Below are 12,624 nucleotides of genomic sequence, written 5' to 3' on the forward strand. Positions count from 1 at the left end.
TTAGCGGTAATGCTGTCGAGAGAATGTCAATCATAGCTCTTGGAATTATGCCTTATATTACCGCATCTATTATTATGGAGCTTTTAGCGGCTACATTTCCGACTTTAGGGCAGATGAAAAAAGAGCGTGACGGAATGGTAAAGTATATGCAAATTATTCGTTATGCGACAATTGCTATTACAATCGTTCAAACGGTAGGTATTAGTGTTGGACTTCAAAGTCTGACGGGACCTAACGGTAACAGCGCAATTTTAGTTGATCAAAACACATTTATTCTTCTTTCTGCCGTCTCAATGTTGGCGGGAACAATGTTGTTGATGTGGATTGGTGAACAGATTACACAAAATGGTATAGGAAACGGTATATCTTTGATTATTTTTGCAGGAATTGTCTCGGCAATTCCTAAAGCAATAGGTCAAATGATTACAATGGTAAATACGGGTGCGATGAATTTCTTAACCGTAATTGCAATTCTTGCTCTTGTATTTGGAACTATAGCGGTTATTATCTATGTTGAGCTTGGAGAGCGTCGTGTTCCTGTAACATATGCTAAAAAAGTAATTATTCAAAATCAAAATAAAAGAGTTATGAACTATATTCCTATTAAACTGAATTTAGCCGGCGTTATTCCGGTTATCTTTGCCAGTGCGATATTGATGTTTCCTATGACTGTTTTATCTAGCAGTACAAATCCTACTGTTGTTGCAATTGCTGATTACTTAAATCCAAATAGTTATTTCTTTAACTTTTTGACATTTGTTTTTGTTGTTTTCTTTGCATTCTTTTATGCATCGATTACTTTTAACTCAAAAGATATATCAGAAAATTTAAAAAAGCAGGGTGGATTTATACCAGGTATCCGTACCGGTAATGCTACTGCAGAATTTTTAAATACGACGGCTAGTAATCTAACATTTACGGGTGCTCTTTATCTCGGTCTTGTTGCTACTCTGCCGTTTATGATTATTAAAGGGATGGGTGTCCCATTCTTTTTTGGCGGTACTGCGGTTTTAATCGTTGTTCAAGTTGCACTTGATACGATGAGAAAAATTGAAGCTCAGGTTTACATGAGTAAATATGAGACATTAAGTGCAGTTGGTCTATAAATAATGGCCATAGCGCTTAGAAAACCTGCTGAAATTGAGAAACTTCGTGCCGCTAACAAAATTGTCGGCGGCGCATTAGAATTACTTAGACAAAACACAAAAGTAGGCGTATCTTTAAAAGAGCTAGATGCCATGGCGGAGGATTTCATCCTTTCTCATGGAGCAAAACCCTCTTTTAAAGGTCTTTACGGCTTTCCAAATACACTCTGCGCTTCTCTTAATCAAGTTATTATTCACGGTATCCCGACTGATTATAAACTTCAAGATGGAGATATTATCGGTTACGATATCGGTACAGAGTTAAATGGATGGTTTGGCGATGGTGCAATTACGGTGCCTGTCGGCAAAATAACTGTTAAAGACGAAGAGCTTGTAGCATGTGCAAAAGATTCTCTTTATGAGGCTATAGCATCTATTAAAGTTGGAATGAGATTTAAAGAGCTATCGCAAATTTTAGAAAAATCGATTCGTTTACGAGGTTTTGTTCCGCTTCATAGCTTTTGCGGGCACGGTATCGGTAGAAAGCCTCATGAAGAACCTGAAATACCGAATTATTTAGAAGGCAAAGATCCAAAATCCGGTCCGAAAATAAAAGATGGAATGGTTTTTTGTATTGAACCTATGATATGCCAAAAAGATTCAAAACCGCTTATTTTAGAGAACAAGTGGGATGTTGTTAGTGCCGATGGTTTACGCGGTTCACACTATGAGCATACTGTTGCAATTGTCAATGGTAAAGCTGAAATTTTATCTCTGGCTTGAGTAAAAAAGGATTAAAATGGCTAAATCAGATGTTATCGAAGTTGATGGCAAGATTATAGAGGCTTTGCCAAATGCAACATTTCGTGTTGAGTTAGAAAACGGACATATTATTTTATGTCATATTGCAGGAAAAATGCGTATGCACTATATAAAAATATTACCGGGTGATAAAGTTAAACTTGAATTGACACCATACTCTCTTGATAAAGGTCGTATCACCTATAGATACAAATAAAAAGAGGATATTACCTCTTTTTATTTACTTTAAAATGTTTGAGTGTTTCTAAATTCTGATATTTCCGTCTCGACCATTTCGTTTATCATAATTTTAAAAAGATCTGAAATCATATTCGGCGACACGTCTGCTTTTATTGCGGAGTGACGAACTTTTTGCAAAATAAAATCCACCCTATCTTGAGCTTTAACTTCTTCAATGCTATTTTTAAATGATGCTGCCTGACGCACTAAATGGCTTCTTTGAGATATCAAATCAACGATTGAATCATCTATTTTATCTATCTCTTGTCTAATCTCTTCTAACGAATTACACTTTTTAACTTCTGACATGTAGACTCTCCATTTTTAGTAAGATATGTTATCAAAAAATAGATAATATTTCGATTGAGCGATTTTAATTCGGCTTAATAATTTTTTTAATCTCTTTTGGCAAATGAGCAAAAGGAATGGCTTTTACTCCCTGTTTTACTCCGTCTTCAAAAACCATAACATCCACCGTCATTTTAGTAGGAAAAAATCTTATTACATTATATGAATTTCTCTCAAAAATAAAAGATATTTTATTATCCGAGAGTTCTATGCTTTTTTTGTTTTTTGCCATTTTTAGCTCTTTAGGTATATTCCCGTCTCTTTTATTTCAATGGTTCCGCTCTCTTGCAGGGCAGTGAGTGAGCGTTTAAACTCTTTTTTGCTAAGACCAAAAACATCTTTAAGAAGTTCTGCATCACTTTTGTAATTATACGGCATGCTTCCACCGCTTTTTTTTAAAAGAGAGAGAACTTTTTCTATAGAAGCATCTTTTTTCTTTGCTCCGCTTGCTTGGAGTGTTAAATCGATGCAGCCGTCTTTTCTAACGGTTTTGACAAAAGCTCTTCTTTTGCTTCCAATATCTATCTTTTCAAATATTTCATTATGGTAAATTAAGCCCTCATATCTATCTTCTACGATACATTTAAAACCAAGAGGAGTTTTTGCGATAATAAGAATATCGACCTCCTTATGCGGAGCAACTCCTTTTGGTTTCTTGTCAAAAAAGTTACCCAATTTTTCGGTTCCGACAAGACGGTGGGTTCTTTCATCGTAAACAACTCTTAAAAATCTTTTATCTCCTATTTTAAACGGCGCTTTTTGAAACATATTGGGAACAAATAGATCCTTTGCAAGTCCCCAATCAACAAACGCACCAAAAGGTGCGACATCGACAACTTCAAAAAAAGCAAATCCGTCAAGCATCGCTTTTGGTTTAAGCGTTGTAGCAATGAGTCTATCTTCTGAATCCGTATATAAAAATACCTCTAAAAGGGTGCCCTCTTGCATCTCATCGGTTACATAAGCTTGCGGCAAAAGTACATCTTTTTCATCAAGGGAGACTAAAAATATGCCGTGAGGAGTGTGTCTGTCAACTCGCAGGCAGTTGATGAGTCCGAGTTCTAAATGTTTGTTTTGCTGCATAATATTTCCTTGTAACTGTCTCAACTTTTTTGAGACTTGCGTGCGTATTATATCTGCTTTGATATATAGAAATGGTTATTAAATAAAAAACTCCATACCCAATTTTTTTGCATAAGCACCTATCATCGCTCTTTCAAAATCATTGTTTGTCGAGTACTGATATCCAAAAGCCTCCTTCCACATCTCATGCTCTTCCATACAGAGATAGAAAAATACATCTTTATGCCATAGAGCAAAAGAGTCATACGCATTTTTGAACATCTCTACTTTTGTAGCATGCGGATATGAGCTTTTGCCGCTTGCATCAACAAAAGGCATTTGTGTAATTTTACTTCTAAATTCTCTCTCCCGCAGCTGTTTTATAACGGGTTTTATAAATGTCAGCGTGCCGAAACTGACAAGTGCAACTTCGTTTGATTTAAACTCTTCTATTAATACGCTATATACCTCTTTGTATTCACTGAGATAATTTTCATACTCAACAATAGGGTGAAAGTGAAAACCAACTTTTACGCCTTTATCTGCTAAAGCTCTTGCGCTTTTTATCCGTTTATCCAGTGAAGCGGTAAGATGTTCTTCGTTTTTTATGATAGTAGGCGTGTTGAGCGACCAAGTGCATAGTATATTTTTTGGCACATCGTTTTGTAAAAAATAGCTTATATTGTCCGATTTTGTTTTAAATTCCAGTATAACATTCGGGTTTGCTTTGGCAAACTCAAAAAGAGCATCCAAAATGCCCTCTTTGTTTCCCCATAACAGAGAGTCGGATGATTGACCGGTGCCTATGTGATAAGTTCTGTTTTTATCAAGATTTAGGTTTTTTAGTTTAGTTGCAAAATTAGCATCAAATGTTATCGTGTTCTGGTTGTAAAATGATTGTATGGAACAGTAGGAGCAGTCAAACCCGCAGCTCTGAACGGCATCAAGGGTTAAGAGATTGCAGCATCTTGTTTTTTCGCTTGCCACGGGACAAAGTCCCAAGCCAAAACCCTCTTTCTCTTCGGTTTTAAAGCTAAATTTTTGTTCCGTCGGAATATTTTTTAGTTTAAAATCTTTGTATGAGTTTGGTCTGCTTTTTAGTTCTTCGTACGCTTTTATAAGTCTTGCAAACAGAACTTTTTTTTGAGTGTGTGAGGGAAAAATATCTATGATTGTTTTTTCGCCCCACATCTCCAAATCTCTTGCAATGTCGATTATCTGTCTGATTTGCGAAAAGGTAAACCCGAATTGAGTTGATTTATCTTTTATGAACTCTTGTTCATCTTTAGGGAGCTTGTAAAAAATAGTATTTTTAACGGTATCGTTAAATTTGTCTAAGTAAGAATTCATTTTGTAATTTTAGCAAAAAAAGGTTATGTAGTTTCTGATTTTTTGAGTTTTTGTCACCCTGAACTTGATTCAGGTCTAGTTTTGATATGTAAACATGCGCATCAATTTTGTTATAAATAATGGCTTTCAAAGAGATTTTCAATTACCAATGTAAACAGTCCGTTTGATATAATACGACAAATTTTTTTAAATAAATATGAACTTTTTTCATAAGAAATTCATTAAATTCTTATTTTTTAATCTTTTGCAATTTATTTTAAGGGTGCTTAATGCAAGAAAATATACGAAGTAGATTTGATTTCATAAGTTTAATTTTTTGGTTTTTCTTGGCTCTTTCAGCTATTACAAGAACGGTGCTTTTATTTAAATCTATAGATATGTTGGATTTTTCTTTTTTAGAGTTATTAAAAATATATCTCATCGGTACATTTTATGATTTTGTAAGTGTTAGTTATTTAGTTGTTCCGTTTATACTTTATCTGCTTTTTTTCCCGCATAGATTTTTTAATCATAAATTTCATCGTTATATTACATATGCTTTTACTTATCTTCTCCTCTTTGGAGCTGTTTTTTTAGCATTTAGCGAATGGTTTTTTTGGGATGAATTTAGCGTAAGATTTAACTTTATTGCAGTCGATTATTTAATTTATACAAAAGAGGTAATAGGCAATATAAATGAGTCATATCCGATGGGTATTCTTTTAAGCGTAATTGCAATTATTGCAGGAATACTTTTTTATGCTGTTTATAAATTTAAAAAGATTGAAGATATTTTAAATCATGAAAGCAGGTTTAAACAACGACTTAAACCTGCATTGATTTATCTTTTGATACCAATAATATCTTTTGTCGGAGTAACCGGAGATTTTGCAAAAATTTCTGCAAATCAATACAATAATGAGCTAAGTAAATCCGGTCTATACTCTCTTTTTGCCGCTTTTAGAAATAATACGCTTGATTATGATATGTTTTATTTATGTGATGATGAAAAAAATACTTTTTTAAATTTAAAAAAAGTAACCAATACGAATAATTCTGTTTTTTTAAATCCTAATGATATAACAAGAAATATAGTAAATACCGGTGAAGAGAAGAACTATAATGTAGTAGTTGTAGTTGTTGAGAGTTTAAGCGGTAAATTTCTTGAATCTCTTGGAGGAGAAAAAGGTTTAACGCCAAATCTTGATTCTTTAGTGCAAAAGAGTATGTTTTTTAGCAATTTTTATGCAACAGGAACGCGAACGGTAAGAGGTATGGAGGCTATTACGCTCTCTATCCCGCCAATGGCGGGAAGCTCTATCGTAAAAAGACCCGACAACCATAATATGTATTCAAGCGGATTTGTTTTTCGCAACAAAGGGTATGAGACAAAATTTATTTATGGAGGATACGGTTATTTTGATAACATGAACGATTTCTTTTCAAATAATGGATTCGATATTGTCGATAGAGCAAAATTTAGTAATGAAGAGGATACTTTTCATACCGTATGGGGTGTTTGTGATGAAGATTTGTTAAACAAAACTCTAAAAGAGGCAGATTCGTCATATTCTGCACATAAACCATTTATGAGCTTTGTTATGACAACATCAAATCATAGACCGTATGATTATCCGGATGGACGAATCGATATACCGTCGCACACGGGAAGAGACGGTGCCGTAAAATATACGGATTTTGCAATCGGAGATTTTTTGAAAAAAGCCAAAGAAAAGCCATGGTTTAAAAATACGATTTTTGTCATTGTTGCCGATCATTGTGCCGTGAGTGCAGGAAAGGTGGAACTTCCGCTTGATAAATATCATATTCCTATGATTGTGTATGCACCTGATATTATAAAACCGCAAGTTGTAGATAAGGTTTCAAGCCAAATTGATATTATGCCGACTCTTTTTGGTTTGTTAAATTGGTCATATAAGAGTAAGTTCTACGGAAAAGATATCTTAGACTCTTCGTTTGAGCAAAGAGCGCTTGTAGGAACTTATCAGAAGCTTGGACTATATAAAGAAAATAGCTTGACAATATTGTCGGTCGGGAAAAAAATACAAAGTTATGAAGTCCTAGAACAGGATATATTTTCGACAAAATATAAAGAGGTTGAAACAAATAACAAGATGAAAGACGATATCCTTGGTTATTATCAAGGTGCAAGTCAATTACATAAAAAAAGATTAGATAGATATGAGGATTAAAAAAGCAATAGTTGCCGGTGGGCGCTACTCTTGGGCAGAGAAAAAGCGCTTGAGTATTTAAATGAACTCTCTATTCAATGCTAGCAGGAGCAAGAATATCTTTTTCTTTTTCGTACACGCTTGAACTGACTCCAAAAATGCCTAAAAGGGTATGAAAAAGATTATTATGCGAAAACTCATTATCTGAGTATGATTTTAGTTTTTTCAAATCTATCTCTTTTGTAATCTCACCTCCAAACCACATAAGCGATGCTATATGTGTTTGAGTCTTTGGTGCCATAAAATATGGAAGGCCATGGAGATATAGACCGTTTTCACCTAAACTTTCGCCGTGGTCGCTCATATACATCATAGCCGTTTCATGAGTGTTTGAATAAGGTTTTAGAAAATTAATAACTTTTGATAAGAAATAGTCGGTGTATAAAATTGCATTGTCGTAGGCATTGGATATCTCTTCCTGCGAACAATTTTCAAGTTGATTTGTGGTGCAGACCGGTGTAAACTTTTCAAAAGATTTTGGATATCTTTTGTAGTAAGCAGGACCGTGATTACCCATCTGGTGTAAAACTATAAGAACATCTTTGTCTTTGTTATTTTCGATGTGCTTATCTAGCCCTATGAGCATCCCTTCATCACGAGGTTCAATATCACAAACAGTGTTAGTAGCGCTGCTTTTGAAGTCCTCGCACAAAATTCGCTCTCCTACACCTTTTGAATCTGAATTGTTATCTCTCCAAAGAATAGCAATTTTACCAGTATGATTTAGTACATCAAGAACATTTTCCGTTGTTGCACCTTTGGAATCTGTATACTCTTCGCGGTTGTAGATAGAAAACATGCAAGGTACCGAAACGGCTGTCGAAGTGCCGCAGGAGTGAATATTAGAAAAATTTATTATATCTTCTTGTTTTAGCAGTGGATTTGTTTCACGCTCATAGCCGTTAAGCGAAAAACGGTCTGCTCTGGCAGCTTCACCTACAACCATAATAACAAGTTTCATTTTTTTAGAGTTATTCTCTCTTTCCGACTTTGGTTTTATAACGGCATCTCTGCCGAGAAGTTTTAGCTCTTTTTTGCCATACCCTAAAGTAAGCGTCATAAATTTTATCGTGCTGAAAATTGGGTAGGTTGGATTTGTATAGAATCGCAGAGATTTGTGTTCTCTAAAAAAAGAGGTATAAAATTTACTAAAAATTAAAAACAGCAGAATAATAACGCCGAGGCTTATACCGGCTACTTTAAGTTTTAAGAGGGCTTCTTGTCTCCATGAGCCGAATTTAACAGGAAATTTATACACTGCAATAGAGGGTAATATACCAAGAAAAAGTAGATATACTATAAGCTTAAAACTTAAAAGATCCGTAGATTCATTTAAATCTGTCTGCATAGAATTGCGTATCATACTATCATCTATAACTATATTGTAGGTATTCATAAAATAGTTTGTTAGGGCAGAAATGATAAGAAAAATTATTAATAACGGTTTTGTCGTATATTTTGAGCTTAGCAAACTCAAAAGAAATATAATGATAGCAGTCAATATTATAAATAAAGATAGTAAAAACGGAAGATTCACAAGTGTTGGAGGATATACATCTATAACATTTTTGAAAAATGCCACATTTGTAAAAAGAGCCAAAAAAACAGCTGTTATGATAATGAGCCGGTATTGCGTTATAGGCTGGATTTTTTTATACATTAATGCGTACTTTATATATTAAATTTTAATGAGATGGTAGCATGGGTAAACAAATAGTTTGTAAATTCAAGATTTAAGATAAAAATCTTGCAATTTGCCATATTTTCACTTGCGATGTAAAAAGTATACTATACTGCAAATCTCAATGGCAATTATTGCGAGAAGCCTTGTAACAAACCAATCTATGTTTATAGAATATTCAATAAAAAAAGTCGGTGTAAAATGATTTTAGGAAAATGTCCGTATTGTAATGATGGAACTATTGAGGTAAGAGACAAAGAAGTCAGCGGCAAAAAAGTTAAACTTTACGCATGCTCTAATGCCCAATGGATGAGTGAAGACGGAGAGATGTTTGAGCTTACTCAAAACTCTACATGTAGCTTTAAAATTTGGCAGAATTCTCTTGCAAAATATGGAAAGTGGCTTACGTATAAAGAAATAAGAGAACTTTTAGAGGAAAAATCTCTGGAAATTGAGTTGCTTAGTAAAAAATACGGTAAAAAAATCTACTATAAAAAACATATAATTTTAAATCAGGAGTACGGTGTTACGGTATTGTGGAATTAATGTGTAAAATATAGGCTTAAAAGCCAATAAAATTACATAAAATCAATTGACTTAATAAATCTTTTACATTTATTTATGTATAATCCTCATCCGCTTTGCTGTTTTGACATTAAGCTAGAGTATTTTTACCTATGTAGAGATATGTAGATAAAAGTATTGGCAAGCTAGAGCTGTTTGCCTAAAAACAGCAAAGAGTAAAGTTTTGTTCTCACGTCAGTGAGGCTTTGGTGACTGAATGAAATCTGGATTTTGTTCAGATTTTAAGAGAATTTATTGTAAGGACTTTCAATGAAAGTAAGAGCTTCAGTTAAGAAGATGTGTGATGACTGCAAAGTTATCAAAAGAAAAGGCATTGTAAGAGTAATCTGCAAAGTTAAAAAACATAAACAGAGACAAGGATAACCATGGCTCGTATATCAGGTGTTGATTTACCAAAGAAAAAAAGAATAGAATATGGTCTAACATATGTCTATGGGATTGGTCTTCATGCTTCTCGCAAAATATTAGATGCGACGGGTATAGATTATAATAAAAGAGTTTACGAACTAAGCGAAGATGATGTTGCAGCGATTACAAAAGAGATTCGTGCAAATCATGTAGTAGAAGGTGATCTTCGTAAAAAAGTTGCAATGGACATTAAAGCACTTATGGATTTAGGTTCATACAGAGGTCTTCGTCACCGTCGTGGTTTACCATGTCGTGGTCAAAAAACTAAGACAAATGCGCGTACTCGTAAAGGTAAACGCAAAACTGTCGGCGCAGCGTAAGGATTAGCACATGGCAAAAAGAAAAGCTGTTAGAAAAAAAGTAGTAAAGAAAAATATTGCACGCGGTATCATTCATATCTCTGCATCGTTTAACAATACTATTGTAACTATTACAGACGAAATGGGTAATATGATTGCTTGGAGTTCTGCAGGTAGTCTTGGTTTTAAAGGTAGCAAAAAATCTACTCCGTTTGCAGCTCAAGCAGCTGTTGAAGCAGCAGTAGAAAAAGCTCAAGTCCATGGTATTAAAGAACTTGGTATTAAAGTTCAAGGTCCAGGTTCAGGTCGTGAAACTGCAACAAAAGCAGTCGGTTCTATTGAAGGTATCCGTGTAACATTTATGAAAGATGTTACTCCACTACCACACAATGGTTGTCGCGCACCTAAGCGTCGTAGAGTTTAAGGAGATTACTGATGGCAAGATATAGAGGTCCAGTAGAAAAAATCGAGAGAAGATTTGGAGTTAGCCTTAACCTAAAAGGGGAGCGTCGTTTAGCAGGTAAATCTGCATTAGAAAAACGCCCATATGCTCCGGGTCAACATGGTCAGCGTCGTAAAAAAGTATCTGAATACGGTTTACAACTAAATGAAAAGCAAAAAGCAAAATTTATGTACGGTGTTTCTGAAAAGCAATTCCGCGCACTGTTTGTTGAAGCTAAAAGAAAAGAAGGTAATACGGGTACAAACCTTATTACTTTAATTGAGCAAAGATTAGACAATGTTGTTTACCGTATGGGATTCGCAACTACTCGTCGTTTTGCTCGTCAACTTGTAACTCACGGTCACCTTTTGGTAGATGGTGCGAAACTTAATATTCCGTCATACCGTGTAAGACCTGGTCAAAAGGTAGAGATTCGTGAGAGCAGCAAAAATAATTCTCAAGTTATTCGTGCTTTAGAGCTTACAAATCAAACAGGTTTGGCTCCATGGGTTGATATTGATGCTGATAAAAAATTCGGTATCTTTACTCGTTTGCCGGAGCGTGAAGAAGTTGTTATCCCTGTAGAAGAGCGTTTAATCGTTGAGCTTTACTCGAAATAATAGTTAAAATATAAAAGGCGTAAGAGACATGAAAAAGATTAAAACTACTCCACTTGCTCCTCAAGAATTTGAGGTAGAGCAGATTAGTGAGAATGAAGCTAATATTATGGCATACCCGTTTGAGACGGGATATGCTATCTCTTTAGCTCATCCACTTCGCCGTTTTTTGTTAAGTAGTTCGGTTGGGTATGCGCCGATTGCTATTAAAATTGAAGGTGCTAAGCATGAGTTTGACTCGGTGCGCGGTATGCTTGAAGACATTTCGGATTTTATATTAAATCTTAAAGAGATTCGTTTTAAATTACTTGGCAGAGCAACGGAAACAGAAATAAGCTATAGCTTTGCAGGTCCTTGTACTATCAAAGGAAGCGATCTTACAAATAATGAAGTAGAAATAGTAACTCCGGAAGCTCATCTTGCTACATTAAATGAAGACTCTACGCTTAATTTTAGTATTAAAATCGCGCAAGGTATCGGTTATGTAGCTAGTGAAGATACTCATGATGAGTTAGAAGACGGTTATATAGCACTTGATGCTTACTTCACGCCTGTTCGCAGTGCAACTTATAAAATTGAGAATGTACTTGTAGAGGATAACCCTAACTTCGAAAGAGTAGTTATAAATATTAGAACTGATGGACAAATTTCTCCATTAGATGCATTTAGAAATTCACTAGAAGTTATGTATGCTCAATTAGCGGTATTTAATAGCGAGATTAGCGTTAAAGCTCCGACTACTATTGAGAGAGCTGAAGAGAATCCGGATTTAAAAAAGCTAACTGCACACATTGATAGTTTAGGTTTAAGTGCGAGAAGTTTTAACTGTCTTGATCGTTCAAATATAAAATTAATAGGTGAAATAGCATTAATGAGTATCAATGATCTTAAAAATGTTAAAAACCTAGGCAAGAAATCATTCGATGAGATTATTGAAAAACTTCAAGAGTTCGGCTATGAAGTTGGCGGTAGTCTAGCAGATGATGTTGTGAGTGCATTAAAAAAGAAAATAGAAGCTTTATAAGCTAAATAGAGGAATTATAGATGAGACATCGTCATGGATATCGTAAGCTAGGTCGTACAAGTTCGCATCGTGCAGCTTTACTTAAAAACCTTAGCATTTCGTTAATTGAACACGGTAAAATTGAGACTACTGTAGAAAAAGCAAAAGAACTTCGTTCTTATATTGAAAAACTTATTACTGTTGCAGGTAAAAATGATTCAAATGCTCATAAAGCAGTATTTGCGGCGCTTCAAAGTAAAGAAGCAACTAAAACTTTAGTAAATGAAGTAGCTCCTAAGTACGTTGATCGTCCAGGTGGATATACTAGAATTACTAGAACGCGTATTCGCCGTGGTGACGCTACTACTATGGCATTTATCGAATTAGTATAATTCGTTTTTTATAACGGCGGGATTTTTTCTCGCTGTTAACCTTCATTATTTCCACATCCCAAACTACTTAAATTATAAGT

At 34.7% G+C, this 12,624-nt stretch carries 16 protein-coding genes; 11 read left to right on the forward strand and 5 right to left on the reverse strand.

Annotation, left to right across the window (positions count from 1 at the left end; genetic code table 11):
• The 3 genes from secY to infA form a co-directional block, all read left to right on the forward strand.
• Window positions 1–1,106, forward strand: a 1,106-nt coding sequence (gene secY / locus PHQ93_RS10275; RefSeq protein ID WP_299944044.1) for a preprotein translocase subunit SecY, incomplete at its 5' end; no start/stop codon positions are given.
• A gap of 3 nt (window positions 1,107–1,109) precedes the next feature.
• Entirely contained in the window at window positions 1,110–1,868 is a 759-nt protein-coding gene (gene map, locus PHQ93_RS10280) for a type I methionyl aminopeptidase (RefSeq protein ID WP_299944046.1), read from the forward strand.
• Between the two features lie 16 nt (window positions 1,869–1,884).
• Window positions 1,885–2,103: a translation initiation factor IF-1 gene (gene infA / locus PHQ93_RS10285; protein ID WP_008338996.1), complete on the forward strand. Its 219-nt coding sequence runs from the start codon at window positions 1,885–1,887 to the stop codon at window positions 2,101–2,103.
• Between the two features lie 29 nt (window positions 2,104–2,132).
• Here infA and PHQ93_RS10290 read toward each other — a convergent pair whose 3' ends face one another.
• The 4 genes from PHQ93_RS10290 to PHQ93_RS10305 form a co-directional block, all read right to left on the reverse strand.
• Window positions 2,133–2,435 (reverse strand): chorismate mutase, encoded by a 303-nt coding sequence (locus tag PHQ93_RS10290; RefSeq protein WP_299916634.1) that lies wholly within the window; start codon window positions 2,433–2,435, stop codon window positions 2,133–2,135.
• Window positions 2,436–2,499: 64 nt separating this feature from the next.
• Complete coding sequence (locus PHQ93_RS10295; RefSeq protein ID WP_299944048.1) at window positions 2,500–2,706, reverse strand: hypothetical protein; 207 nt, start codon at window positions 2,704–2,706, stop codon at window positions 2,500–2,502.
• 2 nt (window positions 2,707–2,708) lie between these two features.
• Entirely contained in the window at window positions 2,709–3,557 is an 849-nt protein-coding gene (locus PHQ93_RS10300; RefSeq protein ID WP_299944050.1) for a S1-like domain-containing RNA-binding protein, read from the reverse strand.
• A gap of 78 nt (window positions 3,558–3,635) precedes the next feature.
• Window positions 3,636–4,886 carry a spore photoproduct lyase family protein gene (locus PHQ93_RS10305; RefSeq protein WP_299944052.1) on the reverse strand — a complete coding sequence of 417 codons (1,251 nt, stop codon included), beginning with the start codon at window positions 4,884–4,886 and terminating at the stop codon, window positions 3,636–3,638.
• A gap of 269 nt (window positions 4,887–5,155) precedes the next feature.
• Between PHQ93_RS10305 and PHQ93_RS10310 the strand changes: the two genes are divergently transcribed.
• Window positions 5,156–7,078 (forward strand): LTA synthase family protein, encoded by a 1,923-nt coding sequence (locus PHQ93_RS10310; RefSeq protein ID WP_299944053.1) that lies wholly within the window; start codon window positions 5,156–5,158, stop codon window positions 7,076–7,078.
• Window positions 7,079–7,148: 70 nt separating this feature from the next.
• Here the strand turns inward: PHQ93_RS10310 and PHQ93_RS10315 are convergent, their stop codons facing one another.
• Window positions 7,149–8,777: a phosphoethanolamine transferase gene (locus PHQ93_RS10315; RefSeq protein ID WP_299944055.1), complete on the reverse strand. Its 1,629-nt coding sequence runs from the start codon at window positions 8,775–8,777 to the stop codon at window positions 7,149–7,151.
• A gap of 222 nt (window positions 8,778–8,999) precedes the next feature.
• Between PHQ93_RS10315 and PHQ93_RS10320 the strand changes: the two genes are divergently transcribed.
• The 7 genes from PHQ93_RS10320 (at window position 9,000) to rplQ (ending at window position 12,544) form a co-directional block, all read left to right on the forward strand.
• Complete coding sequence (locus tag PHQ93_RS10320; RefSeq protein ID WP_299944057.1) at window positions 9,000–9,344, forward strand: hypothetical protein; 345 nt, start codon at window positions 9,000–9,002, stop codon at window positions 9,342–9,344.
• Between the two features lie 288 nt (window positions 9,345–9,632).
• Complete coding sequence (rpmJ, locus tag PHQ93_RS10325; protein ID WP_008338806.1) at window positions 9,633–9,746, forward strand: 50S ribosomal protein L36; 114 nt, start codon at window positions 9,633–9,635, stop codon at window positions 9,744–9,746.
• A 2-nt stretch (window positions 9,747–9,748) separates the two neighbouring features.
• Window positions 9,749–10,111, forward strand: coding sequence for a 30S ribosomal protein S13 (gene rpsM / locus PHQ93_RS10330; RefSeq protein ID WP_299944059.1), 363 nt, complete (start codon window positions 9,749–9,751; stop codon window positions 10,109–10,111).
• A 10-nt stretch (window positions 10,112–10,121) separates the two neighbouring features.
• Window positions 10,122–10,514 (forward strand): 30S ribosomal protein S11, encoded by a 393-nt coding sequence (gene rpsK, locus PHQ93_RS10335; RefSeq protein ID WP_299944062.1) that lies wholly within the window; start codon window positions 10,122–10,124, stop codon window positions 10,512–10,514.
• An 11-nt stretch (window positions 10,515–10,525) separates the two neighbouring features.
• Window positions 10,526–11,152, forward strand: a complete 627-nt coding sequence (gene rpsD, locus PHQ93_RS10340; RefSeq protein WP_299944064.1) for a 30S ribosomal protein S4 — start codon at window positions 10,526–10,528, stop codon at window positions 11,150–11,152.
• Between the two features lie 28 nt (window positions 11,153–11,180).
• The gene (locus tag PHQ93_RS10345) at window positions 11,181–12,173 is read left to right on the forward strand and encodes a DNA-directed RNA polymerase subunit alpha (protein WP_299944067.1); all 993 of its coding nucleotides are present in this window, start codon (window positions 11,181–11,183) and stop codon (window positions 12,171–12,173) included.
• 20 nt (window positions 12,174–12,193) lie between these two features.
• On the forward strand, window positions 12,194–12,544 hold the full coding sequence (gene rplQ / locus PHQ93_RS10350) for a 50S ribosomal protein L17 (RefSeq protein WP_299944070.1): 351 nt from the start codon (window positions 12,194–12,196) through the stop codon (window positions 12,542–12,544).
• Window positions 12,545–12,624 lie beyond the last annotated feature (80 nt).

Origin of the sequence: Sulfurimonas sp. (assembly GCF_028714975.1) — a bacterium.
GTDB lineage: Bacteria > Campylobacterota > Campylobacteria > Campylobacterales > Sulfurimonadaceae > Sulfurimonas.